Origin of the sequence: Metallococcus carri (genome assembly GCF_011440275.1) — a bacterium.
Taxonomy (GTDB): domain Bacteria; phylum Actinomycetota; class Actinomycetes; order Actinomycetales; family Dermatophilaceae; genus Metallococcus; species Metallococcus carri.
Genome location: NZ_JAAOIV010000003.1, coordinates 174,577 through 192,753 on the forward strand (window position 1 = coordinate 174,577; position 18,177 = coordinate 192,753).

Sequence of the window (18,177 nt, forward strand, 5' to 3'; positions counted from 1 at the left end):
GAAGATCTAGTGACGCTTCGCGGAGAACGAGTGACGCTTCGCGAGGATCAAGTGACGCTTCGCGAGGAACTGGTGACGCTTCGCGAGGAACTGGTGACGCTTCGCGGGGATTTACTGACGCTTCGCGGGGGTGGTGAAGCGCTGCTGGGACAGCATCGCCTCATCCAGCCGGGCGGCGCAGTCAACGAGAGCCCGCCGCACCCCCGCGGTCATCTCCTGGTCGGCGGCCAGCGCGGTGTGCACCGCTTGCACGGCGGCGGATTCGGTGAGCGTGAGCGGGAAGGCCGCCATCGCGATGCGCTTCACCGCGAACTCGCCGTAGCGACCGGCCAGGGCGGGGATCACCGTGAAATAGCGCTCGACGTCCCGGCGCACTAGGTCGGGATCGGAGGCCACGAAGAGCTGACCGGCGATCGCCAGCGCTTCGTAATTGGACAGCTCGGTGTGGTGCTCCAGCTGGTCCCAGGCCCAGTCCTTGGCTTCGCGAGTTGGCCGGGCGGTCAGGCAGCCCAAGGTCGACTGGCGGCCGCTCATCGTGCCGTCCTCGTCAGCAAGCTCGGTGATGCGTGCTTCGTCGGCGGCACCGAGGGCGGCCAGGCGCAGCATCGCCGCCCAGCGGAAGTCGATATCGCCCTCCAGCGCCGGAGGCAGGTCGCGGCCGGACGCCCACCGGCCGAGCAGCTCCTCCTCGGCGGAGGTCTGCGCCAGCAGCCGGGCGGCGACCACCTGCTGCGGACCGGTGCTCGACTCCAGCGAGCGGCGCGCCGCGTCGGCCAACTGGGCGGTCGCGGACTCGCGCTCGGCATACGGCAGGAACACCTCGAGGCCCAGGGGCACGCGAGCGGCGAGGATCTGCCGCAGTGACTCGTCGGTCTCGACCGGCCAGGCCGCGGTGAAGACGTCGAGCACGACGCGCGGGTCGACGGTCGAGGTCGCCATCCCGTTGAGCAGGCCGGACCAGGCGATCTGCCGCGCTTGCGAGTCGGTGACCCGGCCGAGCTGGTCGGCCATCGCTTCGACCGTCGCGATGTCGAAGCTCGGGATTGCCCAGGTGAGGTCAGAAGCGTTGGGAATCAACAGTTTTGGCCGCAGTTTGCCGTCGAGGTCGGGCAGCGATTCGGCGGCCGAGTCGAGCGTGAACGGACCCTCGCGCCAGATCTGCGCACCGTCGGTGAAGCCCGCGACGTCAAGCACATGCGGTCGCTCCGCGGGGAACTGCGCTGGCGTCGCCCGCACGATCTGCACGCCGCTCATCTGCTCGCCGTCGCCCGAGCGGACCGCGATGGTGTCGGTGCCGGGCGTGCGCAGCCAGGCCGTGGCCCAGCGGTCGAGGTCCTTGCCGCTGGCCCTGCTCACCGCGGCGAGGAAGTCGGCGAGCGTGGCATTGCCGAAGGAGTGCTTGGTCAGGTGGTCGCGCACGCCGGCGATGAAAGCCTCGTCGCCGACATAGGCGGCGAGCTGCCGCAGCGCGGAAGCGCCCTTGGCGTAGCTGATGCCGTCGAAGTTGGTCAGCGCCGCATTGCCGTCCTCGGCCGGGGTGCCGGCGATCGGGTGGGTGGAGGGCGAGCGGTCCGCGCCATACCCCCAGTGCTTGCGGGCGACGCCGAAGTCGACCCACGCCTCGGCGAATTCGGTGGCTTCGGAGACGCAGCGGTGCGCCATATATTCGGCGAACGATTCGTTGAGCCACACGTCGTCCCACCACTTCAGCGTGACGAGGTCGCCGAACCACATGTGCGCCATCTCGTGCGAGATCGTGTTGGACCGCAGCAGCACGTCGGCGCGGGTCGCCGCGCCGCGGAAGACATATTGGTCGCGCAGCACGACGCACCCGGGGTTCTCCATCGCGCCGGCGTTGAACTCAGGCACGAAGAACTGGTGGTACTCCCCCCAGGGATAGCGGATGCCGAAGAGCCGGTGGTAGTAGTCGAAGGACTGCTTGGTGATCTGCAGCATGTGCGGGGCGTGCTTGACGAGCTCGTCCTGCAGCGACGCCCGCGCGTGCACGCCCAGAGGTATGCCGTCGTGCTCGTCGGTGACGCTCACATAAGGCCCGGCGCAGATCGTGAAGAAGTAGGTCGCCAGGGGACGCGTCGTCGCGAGGCGCCAGTGGCCCGGCTGCTCCTGGGTGGCCGCGCCGTTGCCCGCGACGATCCAGTCCGGCGGCGCGGTGACCGTGACCTCGAAGGGCGCCTTGAGGTCGGGCTGGTCGAAGCAGGCGAAGACCGCCGGCGCCGCGTCGAGGAAGGCCTGCACGTAGGTGTAGACCAAGCCGTCGGCTGGGTCGACCGCCCGGTGCAGGCCCTCACCGTCGTGGCTATAGGCCATCGTCGCCTCGACGACGACGGTGTTGTCGGCCTGCAGGTTGTTCAGCGTGACCCGGCCATCGGTCACGGTGGTTGGGTCGATGGCGTTGCCGTTCAACGTGATTGACCGCACCTCGACGGCTTTGACCTCGAGGAAGGTCTGCGCCCCCGGCTCCCGGCATACGAACCGGATCTCACTGCGCGAGCCGAACCGCTCCTCGCCCTGGGTGAGGTCGAGGTCGACGGCATACGACGTGACGTCGATGAGGGCGGAGCGGTCGACAGCTTCGGTGCGGGTGAGGACGGCCATGACCGTCACTCTCCCATCCCTGGGTCGGTGGCTCGGTGGTCACCGGCCGCGACGCGCCATCTCCTCCAGCCGCTCGATCCGCGAGGCGGTGTCGGGGTGGGTCGACATCAGCCGCGAAATGTCCTGTGCCCTAAAGGGATTGGCAATCATCATGTGGCTGGCGTTGACCACTCTTGGGGTCGGCGCGAGCGGTGCGCGGGAGACTCCGACCTCGATCTTGTGCAGCGCGGAGGCAAGTGCGAGCGGGTCGCCGGTGAGTTTGGAGCCATCCTCGTCGGCGTCGTACTCGCGGGTGCGCGAGATCGCCAGCTGGATCAGCGCTGCGGCGATCGGAGCGAGGAAGGACATCGCGAGCAGCGCAATCGGGTTGGGGCGGTCGTCGTCCTGCGAGCCGCCGAACATCCCGGCGAACATCATCATCTGGGCGATCGAGGTGATGATGCCCGCGAGCGCCGCCGCGATCGAGGAGGTGAGGATGTCGCGGTTGTAGACATGCATCAGCTCGTGGCCGAGCACGCCGCGCAGCTCACGCTCGTCGAGCAGGTTCAAGATGCCCTCGGTGCAACAGACGGCGGCGTGGCTCGGGTTGCGGCCGGTGGCGAACGCGTTGGGCGCCTGGGTCGGTGAGATATACAACTGCGGCATCGGCTTGCCGGCGGCCGTCGACAGCTCGCGCACGATCCGGTACATCTGCGGCGCCTGCAGCTCGTTGACCGGATAGGCCTGCATGGCGCGGATGGCGATCTTGTCGCTATTCCAGTAACTCCAGAAGGTCGTCGCGACGCCGATCAGCGCGAACAGCCAGATGAACCGGCCGCCCGCCACGAGGCTGCCGATGCCGAGCAGCAGCACCCAGATGCCGCCGAAGAGCGCGGCGGTCTTGAGGCCGTTGAAATGGGAACGCACGTCCCCTCCAACGGCTAGGAGAAGCCCCGTTGTTCCGTATGCCGCCGCCGGTCACCGCACGCTTCCGGCCCGCCTGCTCAGGCTCCGGCCGGGGCGGGCAGATCTGGCACCTATGTGCACGTCTGGCACGGTGTGCGGTGCCAGATCTGAGGTGCGGTGCCAGATCTGAGGTGGTGTGCCAGATGTGCGGCGCACTCGCATGCCATGCACCCACTTGCATGCGGTAACGCCGCTTGCAGACCGTGGTCAGCGCATGCGAGTGGCCGGAGCGTCTGCAAGAGCGCCAGCCGCATGCGAGTGCGGCGACCGCAGGCGAGTGCGGCACTCAGCGCAGGAAGGCCAGCACCGTCCCCGGCAGGACGCTCGTCACCACCAACGCCAGCAGGCCAAGCGCCACGACCACCCGGTGCACCGGATGCGCCGGGTCGCGCTGCGCCGCACCGGCCGGTTGCCACAGCAGCCACAACCACCGCAGGTAGACCGCCACACCCAGCATCGCGTTGAGCGCGGCACCGATCGCCAGCCACCACGCGTGCTGATGCACCACCGGCACGATCGCGGCGACCTTGGCGACCAGCCCGACCACGCCCGGCGGCAGCCCCGCGAGCACCAGCAACGCCAGCGCCAGCGCCAGACCGGCCACCGGCCGGGTGCGCAGGATCCCGCGGTATGCCGACAGGTCGGTCGCCGCATCCCGGCCGTCGGCATGGGCCACGAGGGTCACCACCGCGAAGACGACGAGGGTGGCGACGGCATACACGACGAGATAGGCGACCGAGGCGGGCAGACCAGGGCGGTCGACCGTCGACAGCGGCAGCACCACCCAGCCGGCCTGCGCGATGGTGGACCAGGCGAGGAAGCGCAGGGTGCGTTGCTCGCGCAGGGCCATCAGGTTGCCAAGCGTCATCGACGCCAGGGCGAGCGCGCCGAGGACATAGAGGGTGGAACTGCTGATCGCGCTCGCGCTGCGCAGCACGACCACCAGCGCCGCGACGGCCGCGATCTTGGAGGTGGTGGCAAGCAGCGCACCGATCGGGGTCGAGGCCCCGTCGAAGGCTTCGGGGGTCCAGGCGTGGAAGGGCGCGAGCGAGAGTTTGAAGGCCACGCCCGCGACGAGCAGCAGCACCGCCAGCACGACACCGCGGCGTTTGTCGTCGTCCAGCATCGCTTGCGCGGCGGCGTCCCCGAGGAAGGTCGCCGAGCCGGTGGCGCTGAACCAGAGTGCCGCACCCACGGCGGTCACGCCGAAGGAGGTCAGCGCCGTCGTCAGCATCGACAGAGCACCGTCCACCGCGGTGCGCCGAGCCCGGAACGCGACCAGCGCCACGAGCGGGAGCGTCGCGAGTTCGAGCAGCACCAGCCAGGCGCCGAGATCACGCGCAGCACCGACGCCCACCGCACCAGCCGTCGCCGACAGCACCGCGCTCGCCTCCACCGCGGTGAGGCGGGAGGCCCGGCGCACCGGCACCGCGAGCAGCACTGCCACCAGCGAGCACGCGAAGGCTGCCAGCTGCAGCGCCGCGGTGACCCGGTCGGCGGCATACAGGCATGGTTGGCCGGAGCCGCACAAGGTGCGCACCGGGGCACGTGCGGCCGGCACGGTCGCCACCATCCCGCCGACGAGCGCGGCCGCCGCGAACCACCAGTGGAGCGCCGTGCGCCGCGGCAGCACGGCGTCGACGAGCAGCACGAGGATCGCCGCGAGCGCGGGCACGAGCACCGGCAGCAGCGTCAGCCAGTTGACCGAGACCTTCACCGGGCCACCCCCAGCAGGTCGCGCACGACGGGGGCGGCCAGCTGCATCAGCCCGTTCGGCCAGACGCCGAGCACGACGACCGCGAGCGCCAGCGTGCTCACCACCACCCATTCGGCGGCGTGCAGGTCCGGCCATTTCGCCACCGGCTCGCGGGCATCCCCGGTGTCCGAGCCGGCCCACACCAGCCGGGCGACCCGCAAGGCGTATGCCGCCCCGAGCACGGCTCCCAGCGCAGCGAGCGCTGCGAGGACGCGGAAGTAGCCGACGCTGCGGCCGTCGGCGGGCGACCACGCGGCGACCACGGTGAGGAACTCGGCCCAGAAGCCCGCCAGCGCCGGCACGCCGAGCGAGGCGGCCAGGCCGAGCACCAGCGCGAGTCCGAGGCGGGGGCTGAGGTCGCGAGCACCGGGCCGGGCGAGCTGCAGGTCGTCACCGTGCCAGCGGTGCTTCAGCCCGCCCACCACGGCGAAGAGCAGCGCCGAGATCACGCCGTGCGCGAGATTGCCGTAGAGCGCGGCCTGCAGTCCGAGCGCGCTGCCGGAGGCGAGGGCGAGCATCACCACGCCCATGTGGGCCACCGAGGAATACGCGATGACCCGCTTGAGCGAGCGCTCCACCAGGCAGATCAGCCCGGCCCAGAGGATGCCGATGACCGCGAGGGTGCCGACGATCGGCGCCAGCCGGGCGAAGCCCTCGTGCAGCGGCCCGACCACCAGCCGCACGACGCCATAAGTGCCCATCTTGAGCAGCACCGCCGCAAGCACCATCGATCCGCTCGTCGGCGCGGTCGTGTGCGCGGCGGGCAGCCAGGAGTGCAGCGGCCACAGCGGCACCTTCACCGCGAGCCCGAGCAGCAGCACCGCGGCGAGCAGGGTCTGCTGCCCCGCAGGTATGCCGGAGCCCGACAGCCGGGCGAGATCGGCGGTGCCCCCGGCATACACCAGGCCGACGATGCCGGTGAGCATGATCGTGGAGCCCGCCACGGTGTAGAGGACGAAGGTCGTGGCGGCGGCCTTGGCCCGGCCCGGCTCACTGCGGTCGCCGAAGACGGCGATGAGCACCCACATCGGGATGAGCACGATCTCGAAGGCGACGAAGAAGAGCACCGCGTCGCGCGCGAGGAAGGTCAGCGCCGCGCCGCCCTGGACGGCGGCCAGGCAGGCCTGGTGCAGCGCGGGCGAGCCGCCCTTGGTGGGTTCGGTGCGCACTTGCAGCACCGCGAGCACGGTGACCGCGGCGGCGAGCACGAGCAACGGCCCGCTGATGCCGTCCACGCCCAGCTGCCAGCGCAATCCGAGGCCCGGCACCCAGGGCAGGTCGACGGAGGGGCGGCGCCATACCACCAGCACCGCGGCGACCAGCGAGATCGCCGCGCTCGCCAGCGAGATCACGAAGACCGCGGTCTCGGGCACGCGGCGCGGCAGCCGGCTCAGGGCCAGCAGCACAGCAGCGGTCAGCAGCGGGAGGACCCCGGCGACCCAGAGTGCAGCTACCACAAGGTCACCCCGAGCAGCCCGATCACCAGCACTCCGAGGGCGACCGCGACCAGCCCGGTGGTCGGCGTGCGCCGGTGCTTGGTCTCCGACCACCGCCCGAACCGTTCGGCCGCACCGGGCAGCGCAGCGACACCGCGCTCCCCTGCGCCGTCAAGCCGGGCCACGACCCGCGCCAGCGCGAGGACCGGGGTGGCGACGAGCGCGACATACACCCGGTCGAGGTCCAGGCCGCGGGAGGCGACCGAGCGGACATACCTCGGCAGGCGAGCTGCGGCGTCGCCATACACCGTGCGCAGCGCCATCGCCCGGACCAGAATGGCGGCCGCGGCCATCGCCATCAGCGCGGACGCGACGATCCACCAGTTCGGGTGCAGATAGTCGACCGTGAGCCAGGGGCTGAGGATCAGCACGCCGCCGAAGACCGCGACCAGCGCGAGCACCCACAGCAGGCCGCGGGTCGGGATCGGCGGACGCGGGCTGTCGTCGACGGGTTCGGGATCGGGCGCCGGGGCCGGCTCGAGGGCGTGACCGTGCGCGTCGACCGGCTCGGCCTCGCGCAGCATCTCGGCCAGGCCGACCTCGCGCACCGAGCGCGAGTCGTCGATGACGTCGAGCTCCTGGTAGCGCTCGGACACCGTGCGGTGGGTGAGCACCAGCCAGGCCCGCATCGCATAGGCCGCGGTCAGCGGGACGACGATGATCAGCGCGAGCGCGGCCACCACCGAGGCGGCGTCACGATCGGCGGCCGACCGCAGCGCCTCATCGACGATGAGGTCCTTGGAGACGAAACCCATCGTCGGCGGCACACCGGCGAGGGCGAGCAAACCGGCCGCGACCAGCCGGCGGGTGCGCGGGTGGTCGGTGACGGCGCCCGACAACCGCTCGACCACGGTCGAGCCGGTGAGGACGGCCAGCCAGCCGACGACGAGGAAGAGCAGCGCCTTGAAGGCTGCGTGCGACAGCAGGTGCAGCACCGCGAGGTCCGGCGTGACGCCCGGGCGCAGCGCCGCGATCGCGAGCAGCATCAGCCCGACCTGCGAGACCGTCGACCAGGCGAGCAGCCGCTTGAGGTCATGCTGGCAGAAGGCGAGCGCGGCCGCGAATACGGTCGACAGGCCGGCGCTGATCGCGAGCACCAGCCGGGCGGTGCCATTGCCGGCCAGCAGCGGGGCGAACCGCGCGAGCACGATCGTGCCGGCGGCCACCATCGTCGCGGCGTGGATCAGAGCAGACGCGGGCGTGGGGCCCTCCATCGCGTCCGGCAGCCAGTCCTGGAAGGGCACCTGGGCGGACTTGCCGGCCACGCCGCAGATGATGCAGATCAGCGCGGCGGTCAGCGTGAGCGAACCGCTGAGCGCGCTCCAGTGCTGCACGATCGCGCGGATCGAGGTGGTCTGCGCGACGACTGCGAGCGCGGCGATGCCGACGACGAAGGGTGCGTCCGCGAACCGGGTCACCAGGAAGGCCTTGTATGCCGCCCGCCTCGCCTTCTCGCGCTCGGAGTCGTGACCGATGAGCAGGTAGGAGCACCAGCCCATGAGTTCCCAGCCGACCAGGGTGAGCAGCACGTCGTCGGAGACCACGACGAGTTGCATGGCGGCGGTGAACAGCGCGACGGTCGCGGCGAACTGGCGGTAGCGCGGGTCGTGGAAGAGATACCAGCGGGCGAAGGCCTGCACGGTGAGGCTGACGATCGCGACCGCGCCGGTCACCAGCACCGCGATGTGGTCGATGTGCAGGCGCAGCGGGATCGCGATGCCGGGGCCCACCGGCAGCGCGCCGATCGTCGGCAGGTCGGCCGGCAGCGGGCCGCGGGCCGCCTGGGCGGCGAGCAGCCCGGCCGCGCCCAGCCCGAGCAGCGCGCCGAGGATCGCGATCGCGAAGTTGACCGCATTGCTCCGCCGGGCGAGCAGCACCATGAGCACCGCCGTGGCGGCGGGCACGAGCACGACCAACTGGCCGGGCTGCACCGGCCACGCCTGCAGGTTCACGCTCCGTCCCTCTGGCTCATCACCGGGATATTGGGATCGGTGGCATCGACCACCCGGGTCTCACCGGTGGCCAGCGACATGTCGACATCGCCGCGGGCGCGGAAGACCGCGATCACCACGCCGAGCGCCACCGCGATCTCGGCCGCGGCGATGGTGATGAGGAAGAGCGTCAAGGTTAGCCCGGCTCGGCGCGGGTCGGGGTGCACCGCCCCGGAGGTGACGAGCAGCAGCCCGGCCGCGGCGATCATCAGCTCGACCCCGATGAGCACCAGGACGGCGTTGCGGCGGGCGAGGACGCCATACAGCCCGAGACCGAAGAGCACGGCGACGAGCACCGCGGGCAGCCACGCGTGGATCACCGGTCGTCCTCCGGCGCTTCGGAGCGCAACCGGGTGAGCGCGAGCGCCGTGACGACGGCGATGAGCAGCAGCAGCGACAGCAGCTCGAAGGGCCACACCCAGGTGCCGAAGAGTTCGGTGGCCAGGGCGTGGGTGCCGGCCACGTCGATCCGCCGGGCCGGTCCGCTGAAGAGGGAGACGAGCACCGCACCGACCAGCACAGCGGTCGAAGCGGCAACGACCACCGCCGCGGCGCGCTGGGTGAGGGAGGTGTCGTGCTCGGTGCTGCGGCCGATGGGAGCGCGGGTCACCATCATCGCGAAGAGCACCAGCACGACCACGGCCCCGACATACACCAGCACCTGGACGAGCGCGACCAGCTCAGCACCGAGCACCAGATAGCAGCCGGCCAGGCTGCCGAGGCAGACCACCAGCCACAGCGCCGCGTGGGTGAGGTGCTTGGTGGTGACCGCGAGCAGCCCGCTGGCGGCGGACAGCAGGCCGACGATCGCGAAACACAGGTCGTATGCCGTCATCGGGTCGCCTCGGGCGGCTGCGTCGCGTCCTCCTCGGTGGCCGGCTCGTCGACCACGACCTCCTCGAGCGCGCCGGGTTCGAAGGCCGCGGGCGGCGGCACCGTCGCCATCCACTCCCCGAGCCGCTCCTTCTCATGCAACAGGTCACGGATGTCGGTCTCGGCGTATTCGAACTCCGGGCTCCAAAAGAGCGCGTCGAACGGGCAGACCTCGATGCAGATGCCGCAGTACATGCACAGGGAGAAGTCGATCGCGAACCGGTCCAGCACGTTCTGCTGCCGGGGCCGGCCGCCTTCGCTCGCCGGCGGGATCGTCTCCTTGTGCGAGTCGATATAGATGCACCAGTCCGGGCATTCGCGGGCGCACAGCATGCAGCTGGTGCAGTTGTCGGCGAGCAGCGCGATGACCCCGCGGGAGCGCGGCGGCAGGTCGGGGGCGACATCCGGATATTGCCGGGTGTGGGTCGGGCGGAAGGCGGTGCGGGCGGTCGTCGCCATACCGGAGAGGAGGCCCGGCACCAGGCCGCGCGATTCCTTCTCCTGCCTGGCCATGAGCAGCCCTTCCTGATCCGGTCTTCGAGCGGTGCAACGGGTGGTAACGGTACCTGCCGCACGTGGGCGTGCCCGGTGCGACCGCGGCGATGCGCGCGAACATCTCGCGGCGCGGACCGCGTCCGTGCGACCTCAGCGCGACATCAGCACGACGCCGGCCGCGGTGATGGCGATCTGAAGTAGGGCGAGCGGCACCAGCCACAGCCAGGCAATCCGCTGCAGCTGGTCCTCGCGCAGTCGGGGCCAGGACATCCGCATCCACAAGATCACCAGCGCGATACCGAAGCCCTTGAGCAGCGTCCAGAGCACGCCGATCTGGTGATCGAAGGGGCCGGTCCAGCCGCCCAGCCACAGCACCGCCAGCAGCAGCGACATGACGACGATCCCGGCATATTCGGCGAGCAGGAAGAACGCGAACCGCAGACCGGTGTATTCGGTGTAGGGCCCGAAGACCAGCTCGGAGTCGGCGACCGGCATGTCGAAGGGCGGGCGCTGCAGCTCGGCGGTCGCGGCGACGAGGAAGACCAGGGCGCCGGGCAACTGCCAGATCAGCCACCAGGGGGTCCAGGCGTGCCCGATGGCGACCAGCGACAGGGAGCCGGCGGCCATCGCGAAGGATGCGCAACTGAGGATCAGCGGCAATTCGTAGGAGATGAGCTGGGCCGCGGCGCGCAGACCACCGAGCAGCGAGTATTTGTTGCCCGAGCTCCAGCCGGCCATCAGCGTGCCGAGGGTACCGATGCCGCCCACCGCCAGCACCCACACCAGCGAGCCGGGCACATTGGCGCCCCAGGTCACCGGGCCGAGCGGGACGACCGCGAGCGCCATCAGGTATGACGCGAGCGCGAGCGCCGGCGCGAACCGGAAGACCGGCTTGTCGGCCGCGCTTGGGACGACATCCTCCTTCTGCACGAACTTCACGCCGTCGGCGACGAGTTGCGCCCAGCCGTGGAAACCACCGGCATACATCGGGCCGAGACGGCCCTGCATGTGGGCCATCAACTTGTGCTCGGTCTGCCCGATGAGCAGCGGCAGCACGAGGAACCCGACCAGCACGATCAGGCAGCGCAGCACGACTTCGGTGACGGTCATCTCAGCGCGGGCCCCAGGACTCGTCCGGTATGCCGGGCGGCTGCATCCGGCGGCGCGGGGCGCGGGCGGGCTTCTTGTCGCCCTTCTGATCGCCGTGGCTGGCGTCGGCCGGGTCCTTCGCGCCGGGCCAGGGCTTGGAGACGCGGGCGGTGAGCACGAAGGATTTGCGCAGCGGCGTGCCCTCGAAGCCGTCCGGCAGCAGCAGCGGTCGCAGCCCGAGGCCGGAGGTGTCGACGAAGTCGGTGAAGCCGATGCCGAACATCTCGAAGGTCTCGCGCTCGTGCCACGCGGCGCCCGGCCAGACCTCGGTCAGGCTCGGCAGCAGCTCGCCATCGGGGACGCGGGTGGTGAGGAAGGTGTCGCGCAGGCCCTCGGGCTCGACGGCATACAGGTGCAGCACCACCTCGAAGCCGCCCGCCTCGGTGTCGGTCTCGTCCACCGCGGTGAGGAAGTCGAAGAAGGTGAACCCTTCCTCACGCAGCTCGCGGGCCGCCTCCAGCCACTGCCCGGGTTCGACGGTGCGCGCAGGGCTCTCGCTCACGCTTCCCCCGAAACGTCAGTAGATCCCCGCGAAACGTCACCAGTTCCCCGCGAAACGTCACCAGTTCCCCGCGAAGCGTCACTAGTTCCCCGCGAAACGTCACTCTCGCTCGGCGCTCCGGCGAGGCGCTCCCGGTCCTGCGCGGACACGAACGGCCGGCTGAGCACGGCCGCGGCGGCGCGGCGGTCGGCATACGACTTCTTGCGCAGGGACCGCGAGGCCGGCTGCTCGGAGGCAATCCGCTGCTGCAGCAACAGGATTCCCTGCAAGAGCGCCTCGGGGCGGGGCGGGCAGCCGGGCACATAGACGTCTACCGGGATGAGCTGGTCGACGCCCTTGGTGACGCAGTAGCTGTCCCAGTAGGGGCCGCCGGAGTTGGAGCAGGCGCCGAAGCTGATCACATATTTCGGCTCGGGCATCTGGTCGTAGAGGCGACGCACCGCCGGCGCCATCTTGTCGGTCACCGTGCCGCTCACGACCATCAGGTCGGCCTGGCGCGGACCGGGGGCGAACGGGATGACACCGAGCCGGATGAAGTCGTGGCGCGCCATCGAGGCGGCGATGAATTCGATGGCGCAGCAAGCCAATCCGAAGTTGAAGACCCACAGCGAGTAGCGCCGGCCCCAGTTGAGGATCAGGCGCATCGGCTTGGGCGTGGCCTCCTGCAGCGGGCCGACGCGTGGCATCGGCAGGTCAGTCATCGTCATCCCAACTCAGGGCGCGGCGGCGGGCGAAGTGCAGCAGCCCCACCAGGATCACGCTGATGAAGATGCCCATCTCGACCAGGCTGGCGACGCCGACCCGCTGATCGCGCAGCACGAGCGCCCACGGGAACAGATAGGCCGCGTCGACGGCGAAGACGACATACAAGAAGGCATAGGCGAGATAGCGCACGTGCGTCTGGGCCCAGCCGCCGCCGACCGGGTCGACGCCGGACTCGTAGGTCGACTGTTTGGTCAGGCCCGGCGCGCGAGGCGCGAGCAACCGGCGGGCGACCATCGCCGCGGCGAAGAGCAGCAGCGCCGCGACGGTGACCCCGCCGAGCACGAGATAGCCGCCGAGTCCGGTATGCACGGCCCGCAGCCTACCGAGCGCACCCGTGGCGGGCGCCGGGCAGCGCACATTACGAGCACTTTGCGGCGCCGAAACACACCGGACATGCGGGCCCGGTTGACTACGGTCATGCATCTCATGCCCTCGGACACCGAGAAGTTGCTGCTCGCCGTGGCCGGGATGGTGGCGCGTGACCGGCAGGCTCGCGGTGTCCGGCTCAATCACCCCGAAGCCGTGGCGCTGTTGTCGACCTGGGTGATCGAGCGGGCGCGGGAAGGCGCGACCGTGGCGGAGCTGATGGAGCGCGGCCGTGAGGTGCTGACCGCGGGTGACTGTATGCCGGGGGTCGCCGAGATGGTGACTGATGTGCAGGTCGAGGCGACCTTCCCCGACGGCCGCAAGCTGGTGACGCTGCACCATCCGATCCAGGGGGATCCGGCCGACCGGCCGGGCGCCGTGCGTCCCGCCGACGGCGAGCTCGAGCTCAACCCGCGCCCCGAGGGTGAACGCATCGAGCTGGTGGTGACCAACACCGGCGACCGGCCGATCCAGGTCGGCTCGCATCTGCACCTGCCCGACGCGAATGACGCGTTGGACTTCGATCGTCAAGCGGCACAAGGGTTTCGGCTGGATGTGCCGGCGGGCACGTCGGTGCGTTTCGAGCCCGGGGTGTCCCGTCGAGTCTCGGCGGTGACGCTGCAGGGCACCCGCGAGGTGCCGGGCCTGCGGATCGGGCGGGCCTGACATGGCCTGGCTGTCCCGCCAGAGGTATGCCGGGCTCTACGGCCCGACCGTCGGCGATCAGGTGCGCCTCGGCGACACCGACCTGTGGATCGAGGTCGAGCGCGATCTGGTGGCTCAGCTGCCGGGTGGTGGCGTGTCCTATGGCGACGAGGCGATCTTCGGTGGCGGCAAGACAGTGCGCGAGTCGATGGCGCAGGGCACCCGCACCCGCGGCGACGGCGCGCTGGACACCGTCATCACCGGGGTGGTGGTCCTGGACCACTGGGGTGTTGTGCGGGCCGATGTCGGCATCCGCGATGGGCGCATCGCCGGCATCGGGCGTGCGGGCAATCCCGCTGTGGCGCAAGGAATTTCACCGGATCTGGAGATCGGCCCTGGCACGGACGTGATCGCGGGTGAGGGCCGCATCCTCACCGCCGGTGGCATCGACCTGCACGTGCATTTCCTCTCCACCTCGCAGGTGCACGAGGCCCTCGCCAGCGGGCTGACCACTCTGGGCGGTGGGGGCACCGGCCCGTCCGAGGGATCGAAGGCCACGACCGTCACTCCTGGCCCCTGGCATCTGCACTCAGTCTTGCGCGGCCTGGACCACCTGCCGGTCAACCTGCTGCTGATGGGCAAGGGCAACACGGTGAGCACAGCGGGACTGCGCGAGCAGGCCGAGGCCGGCGCGGCGGCATACAAGGTGCACGAGGACTGGGGCGCGACGCCGGCGGCGATCGACGCCGCACTGCGGGCGGCGGATGACTTCGGCCTGCAGGTGGCTTTGCACTCGGACTCGCTCAACGAGTGCGGCTATGTCGACTCGACCCTCGCCGCGATCGGCGGGCGGACGATCCACGCCTTCCACACCGAGGGCGCCGGAGGCGGCCACGCCCCGGACATCCTGAGCATCGCCGGACAGCCGAATGTCCTTCCGGGATCGACGAATCCGACGCTGCCGCACACGATCAACACGGTCGCCGAGCACCTGGACATGTTGATGGTCTGCCATCACCTGAACCCGTCGGTGCCGGAGGATCTGGCCTTCGCCGAGTCCCGGATCCGCGCGACGACGATCGCTGCGGAGGACATCCTGCACGACCTCGGCGCGCTGTCGATGACCTCCTCGGACGCCCAGGCGATGGGCCGCATCGGTGAGGTCATCACCCGCACCTGGCAGGTCGCGCACGTGATGAAGGCCCGGCGCGGGCCGCTCGGCGCGCAGGCGGACAACGAGCGCGCCCGGCGCTATGTCGCGAAGTACACGATCAATCCCGCGGTGGCCCATGGTATCGACCACCTCGTCGGCTCGATCGACGTCGGCAAGCTGGCCGACCTGGTGCTCTGGGATCCGGCGTTCTTCGGAGTGCGTCCCTCGATCGTGGTCAAGGGCGGCGCGATCGTCTGGGCCGCCCTCGGCGATCCCAATGCCTCGATCCCGACGCCGCAGCCGGTGCTGATGCGGCCCGCTCTGGTGACCGAGGCCGCAGCCGACAACTCGATCACTTTCGTCGGCCCGCTGGCGGCGGGGATCGGTGACCAGCTCGGCCTGCGGCATCCGGTCGAGGTCGTTCGCGACACCCGGTCGGTGACCAAGGCGGACATGGTCAATAACGACCTGTGTCCCGCGATCGAGATCGACCCCGAGTCCTTCGCGATCGCCATCCACGGCGAGCCGGTCGAGCCCGCACCTGTGGCGGAACTCCCTCTTGCACAACGGTATTCGCTCTTCTGATGTCCGGCATCGCTGCGCTGCTGCTGGCCGATGCGCGTCTGCCGGCGGGTGGCCACACCCAGTCCGCGGGGCTGGAGCCCGCGCTCCTGGGCGGGCTCGAGCCAACGGACATCCCGGGGTTCCTGCGCACCCGGTTGGCCACCAGCGCCCGGGTCGATGCGGCGACCGCCGTCGTCACCCGGGCGGGCGCACCGGTCGAGCAGGTGCTCGACGCCTGGGCCGCGCGCACGCCGTCCGAAGTCGTCCGCGCCGCCGCCGTGGAGGCTGGTCGCGGCTACCTGCGCCTCGCGCGCACCCTTGGTATGCCGACCTCCCTCCTCCCGCGGGACACGCCCCGCCCGATCGCGCTCGGCTCGTTGGCGCGCGACCTGGGGCTCGCCGCCGCCGAGGTCGCCCGAGTCGCGATCTACGACGACCTGCAGACGGCCTGCGCGGCGGCGCTCAAGCTTGCCCCGATGGACCCGGCCACGCCGGTCGGCTGGTTGCTCGCCTGCGCCGACCCGATCGACGAGGCCGTCGCCGATGTCGCCAAACTCACTGAGCCGCAACAGATTCCGGCCACCACCGCTCCGCTCATGGAGCTATGGCAGCACGCCCACTCGACCGCAACCAGGAGGTTGTTCCGTGCCTGAAACCCGCGCCCTGCGCCTTGGCATCGCCGGACCGGTCGGCACCGGCAAGTCCTCGCTCATCGCCCTGTTGTGCCGCGAGCTCGGCGGCACGATCGAGCTCGGCGTCGTCACCAATGACATCTACACCGACGAGGACGCCCGGATGCTGCGCGCCGCGGGCGTGCTCGACCCCGACCGGATCCGCGCTGTCGAGACTGGCGCCTGCCCGCACACCGCCATCCGGGACGACATCACCGCCAACGCGATCGCCATCGAAGATCTCGAATCCGACTATCCCGCAACGGAACTCGTGCTGATCGAGTCTGGCGGTGACAACCTCACCGCGACCTTCAGCCCAGCCCTGGTCGACGCCCAGATCTTCGTGCTCGATGTCGCTGGCGGGGGCGATGTGGTGCGCAAGGGCGGCCCCGGCATCGCGCGCGCCGACCTGCTGGTGGTCAACAAGACCGACCTCGCGCCCCACGTGGGCGTCGACGCCGACCGGATGCGCCGCGAGGGCGAGCAGGCGCGCGAGGGACGACCGGTGATCGCGTTGTCCCGCAACGACGCTGACTCGATCGCGGCGCTGACCTCCTGGGTCCGACACCTGCTCGCGCGGCACCGCCACGGCGAGCATGTCGCCACCGACCCGGGCCCGATGGCGCCACACTTCCATGCTGACGGCACGGTGCACGCGCATTGAGTCTGACTCGGGTCCACCTGCGCCAGGACGGCCAGACACTCGTCGCCGGCCTGCTCGCGCCACGGGTGCTGCAGCGCGGCCCCACCTGCTTGGAGGTCGCGCTCGTTGCCACCAACGCGACGTTGCTCGGCGGGGATCACGTCCGGATCGAGCTCGCCGTTGACGCTGGGATGCACCTTGTCATCCGCGATGTCGCTGGCACCGTGGCCTATCACTCCCGCGGACGGGAAGCGTGGTGGGACAACGAGATCGATGTGGCCGAAGGTGCCTCACTCGTATGGCGCGCCGAACCCCTGGTGCTCTCCCAGGGCGCATCGGTGCGTCGCACCACCCACGCCACGGTGGCCGAGGGCGGTCGCCTGCTGATGCGCGACACGCTCGTCCTGGGACGCTCCGGCGAGACCGGCGGCGACATCGTCTGCGACACCGAGCTGACCTATGCCGGGCGCCCTGCCCTGGTCGAGCGACTCGACCTGGCCGACGCCACGCTGCCCGGCATGCTCGGCGCCCACCGGGTGATCGACACCGTGACCCTGCTCGGTGCCCGACCCGCGGCGACCACCCGCGCGTTCCGGCTGGCGCAGCCGGGAGCGGTAGCCCGCGCGGTCGGCATACGGGCTCATGACACCGCGCTGGACGCAACCTTCGAGGAGTGGGCGACTCAGATCGGGGCTCAGTCGTGGCGGGGATAGGGGGTGCGGTCTTCGTCGGGAGCGCCCGCCACGAGGTCACCGAGCCAGGTGAGGCGCTGGTCGACGTGCCGGTCGAACCGGTCGGCGCGGCGCACGGCCCGACGCTGTTTGCGGGAGCCCTCGGCCTACCGCCGGAACCACGGCGACCCGGGTCGCGCGAGCCGGCACGCCCCCACGATCGCCACGATCGGCAGAAAGACCGCGAGCAGCACCAGCCGGTATTTGCCCTTCATCGCACAGACGATGCAGAACACGATCGTCAGCAGCACGACGGTGAGCACGACATAGCGCACGGCCGCGTCGCGGTCGGTGAGGGCTTCGACCGAGGCTGGCGTGTAGCCGAGCAGCAACAGGGCAAAACACATGCAGGTCAAGGCGACCGCCTGCACCGAGGCGCGCCCCTCGTGCGCCCAATACACGTCGTCCAGATGCAGGATCAGCGCGAACTCGTCGAGCACGAGCGAGCCGCCGGAACCCACGAGCACGCCGGCGATGATCAGGGGCACGAGGTGGGATGAGGCGAGCGCGGTGATCGCGCCGGCCAGCAGCAAGACGATGCCGGGCACGGCGTGGTGCACGCGCGTGCCGTCGGGCAGCGCCTGGTTGCGGAAGGGTCCACGACCGCTGCGGATCAGCCGGGTGACGGCCCGCGTGCCGAGGAAGGTGAGCACGAACGACGCGAAGCACACGGCCAGCGGCAGTTTGCCTGCGTCGACGACATAGAGCGACCACCATCTGGACACCTGGCCAGCCTATGGAATCGGGCTGACTACCCGCTGTGTTGCACCGGCCGCGGCGTACCGTGGAGATCAGGCCCCGACCCAGCGAACGGAG

Annotated in this window: 18 protein-coding genes; 5 read left to right on the forward strand and 13 right to left on the reverse strand. The window is 70.6% G+C overall.

All coding sequences use genetic code 11. The features are described 5' to 3' along the window. Window positions 1–111: 111 nt before the first annotated feature. The 12 genes from pepN to G9U51_RS05525 all read right to left on the reverse strand — a co-directional run bounded on the left by pepN (window position 112) and on the right by G9U51_RS05525 (window position 12,897). Window positions 112–2,616, reverse strand: a complete 2,505-nt coding sequence (pepN, locus tag G9U51_RS05470; RefSeq protein WP_166194376.1) for an aminopeptidase N — start codon at window positions 2,614–2,616, stop codon at window positions 112–114. Window positions 2,617–2,655: 39 nt separating this feature from the next. Then, window positions 2,656–3,522: a zinc metalloprotease HtpX gene (gene htpX / locus G9U51_RS05475; protein ID WP_166194378.1), complete on the reverse strand. Its 867-nt coding sequence runs from the start codon at window positions 3,520–3,522 to the stop codon at window positions 2,656–2,658. A 325-nt stretch (window positions 3,523–3,847) separates the two neighbouring features. Beyond that, window positions 3,848–5,278: an NADH-quinone oxidoreductase subunit N gene (locus tag G9U51_RS05480; RefSeq protein ID WP_166194380.1), complete on the reverse strand. Its 1,431-nt coding sequence runs from the start codon at window positions 5,276–5,278 to the stop codon at window positions 3,848–3,850. Continuing rightward, window positions 5,275–6,774, reverse strand: coding sequence for a complex I subunit 4 family protein (locus tag G9U51_RS05485; RefSeq protein WP_166194382.1), 1,500 nt, complete (start codon window positions 6,772–6,774; stop codon window positions 5,275–5,277). Before G9U51_RS05485 ends, G9U51_RS05480 begins: the two co-directional genes overlap by 4 nt. After that, window positions 6,768–8,765, reverse strand: a complete 1,998-nt coding sequence (locus tag G9U51_RS05490) for an NADH-quinone oxidoreductase subunit 5 family protein (protein ID WP_166194384.1) — start codon at window positions 8,763–8,765, stop codon at window positions 6,768–6,770. The genes G9U51_RS05485 and G9U51_RS05490 overlap by 7 nt, the downstream gene beginning before the upstream one ends. After that, window positions 8,762–9,124: an NADH-quinone oxidoreductase subunit NuoK gene (nuoK, locus tag G9U51_RS05495; protein WP_166194386.1), complete on the reverse strand. Its 363-nt coding sequence runs from the start codon at window positions 9,122–9,124 to the stop codon at window positions 8,762–8,764. The genes G9U51_RS05490 and nuoK overlap by 4 nt, the downstream gene beginning before the upstream one ends. Then, entirely contained in the window at window positions 9,121–9,639 is a 519-nt protein-coding gene (locus G9U51_RS05500; protein WP_166194389.1) for an NADH-quinone oxidoreductase subunit J family protein, read from the reverse strand. The genes nuoK and G9U51_RS05500 overlap by 4 nt, the downstream gene beginning before the upstream one ends. Beyond that, the gene (locus tag G9U51_RS05505; protein ID WP_166194392.1) at window positions 9,636–10,190 is read right to left on the reverse strand and encodes a NuoI/complex I 23 kDa subunit family protein; all 555 of its coding nucleotides are present in this window, start codon (window positions 10,188–10,190) and stop codon (window positions 9,636–9,638) included. Before G9U51_RS05505 ends, G9U51_RS05500 begins: the two co-directional genes overlap by 4 nt. Window positions 10,191–10,322: 132 nt before the next feature. After that, entirely contained in the window at window positions 10,323–11,282 is a 960-nt protein-coding gene (locus tag G9U51_RS05510; RefSeq protein WP_166194396.1) for a complex I subunit 1/NuoH family protein, read from the reverse strand. A 1-nt stretch (window position 11,283) separates the two neighbouring features. Next, entirely contained in the window at window positions 11,284–11,823 is a 540-nt protein-coding gene (locus tag G9U51_RS05515; RefSeq protein WP_166194400.1) for an NADH-quinone oxidoreductase subunit C, read from the reverse strand. Further along, the gene (locus tag G9U51_RS05520; protein WP_235945554.1) at window positions 11,820–12,530 is read right to left on the reverse strand and encodes an NADH-quinone oxidoreductase subunit B; all 711 of its coding nucleotides are present in this window, start codon (window positions 12,528–12,530) and stop codon (window positions 11,820–11,822) included. Before G9U51_RS05520 ends, G9U51_RS05515 begins: the two co-directional genes overlap by 4 nt. Continuing rightward, on the reverse strand, window positions 12,517–12,897 hold the full coding sequence (locus tag G9U51_RS05525; RefSeq protein ID WP_328823330.1) for an NADH-quinone oxidoreductase subunit A: 381 nt from the start codon (window positions 12,895–12,897) through the stop codon (window positions 12,517–12,519). Before G9U51_RS05525 ends, G9U51_RS05520 begins: the two co-directional genes overlap by 14 nt. Window positions 12,898–13,005: 108 nt before the next feature. On the opposite strand from G9U51_RS05525, the gene G9U51_RS05530 reads away from it, so the two are divergent. The 5 genes from G9U51_RS05530 to G9U51_RS05550 are packed head-to-tail and all read left to right on the forward strand — an operon-like array spanning window position 13,006 to window position 17,343. After that, window positions 13,006–13,620, forward strand: coding sequence for an urease subunit gamma (locus tag G9U51_RS05530; RefSeq protein WP_166194407.1), 615 nt, complete (start codon window positions 13,006–13,008; stop codon window positions 13,618–13,620). 1 nt (window position 13,621) lies between these two features. Next, complete coding sequence (locus G9U51_RS05535; RefSeq protein WP_166194410.1) at window positions 13,622–15,337, forward strand: urease subunit alpha; 1,716 nt, start codon at window positions 13,622–13,624, stop codon at window positions 15,335–15,337. Then, complete coding sequence (locus G9U51_RS05540; protein ID WP_166194413.1) at window positions 15,337–15,969, forward strand: urease accessory protein UreF; 633 nt, start codon at window positions 15,337–15,339, stop codon at window positions 15,967–15,969. Before G9U51_RS05535 ends, G9U51_RS05540 begins: the two co-directional genes overlap by 1 nt. After that, window positions 15,962–16,651, forward strand: a complete 690-nt coding sequence (gene ureG / locus G9U51_RS05545; protein ID WP_328823332.1) for an urease accessory protein UreG — start codon at window positions 15,962–15,964, stop codon at window positions 16,649–16,651. Before G9U51_RS05540 ends, ureG begins: the two co-directional genes overlap by 8 nt. Next, complete coding sequence (locus G9U51_RS05550) at window positions 16,648–17,343, forward strand: urease accessory protein UreD (RefSeq protein WP_166194420.1); 696 nt, start codon at window positions 16,648–16,650, stop codon at window positions 17,341–17,343. Before ureG ends, G9U51_RS05550 begins: the two co-directional genes overlap by 4 nt. 125 nt (window positions 17,344–17,468) lie before the next feature. Here G9U51_RS05550 and G9U51_RS05555 read toward each other — a convergent pair whose 3' ends face one another. Beyond that, entirely contained in the window at window positions 17,469–18,086 is a 618-nt protein-coding gene (locus G9U51_RS05555; protein ID WP_166194424.1) for a hypothetical protein, read from the reverse strand. Between the last annotated feature and the right edge of the window lie 91 nt (window positions 18,087–18,177).

Coding starts and splice junctions, on each gene's coding strand:
- pepN (WP_166194376.1), bottom strand. CDS start 2,616: ATGGCCGTCCTCACCCGCACCGAAGCTGTCGACCGCTCCGCCCTCATC.
- G9U51_RS05500 (WP_166194389.1), bottom strand. CDS start 9,639: ATGACGGCATACGACCTGTGTTTCGCGATCGTCGGCCTGCTGTCCGCC.
- G9U51_RS05505 (WP_166194392.1), bottom strand. CDS start 10,190: ATGGCCAGGCAGGAGAAGGAATCGCGCGGCCTGGTGCCGGGCCTCCTC.
- G9U51_RS05510 (WP_166194396.1), bottom strand. CDS start 11,282: ATGACCGTCACCGAAGTCGTGCTGCGCTGCCTGATCGTGCTGGTCGGG.
- G9U51_RS05520 (WP_235945554.1), bottom strand. CDS start 12,530: ATGACGATGACTGACCTGCCGATGCCACGCGTCGGCCCGCTGCAGGAG.
- G9U51_RS05530 (WP_166194407.1), top strand. CDS start 13,006: ATGCATCTCATGCCCTCGGACACCGAGAAGTTGCTGCTCGCCGTGGCC.
- G9U51_RS05535 (WP_166194410.1), top strand. CDS start 13,622: ATGGCCTGGCTGTCCCGCCAGAGGTATGCCGGGCTCTACGGCCCGACC.
- G9U51_RS05540 (WP_166194413.1), top strand. CDS start 15,337: ATGTCCGGCATCGCTGCGCTGCTGCTGGCCGATGCGCGTCTGCCGGCG.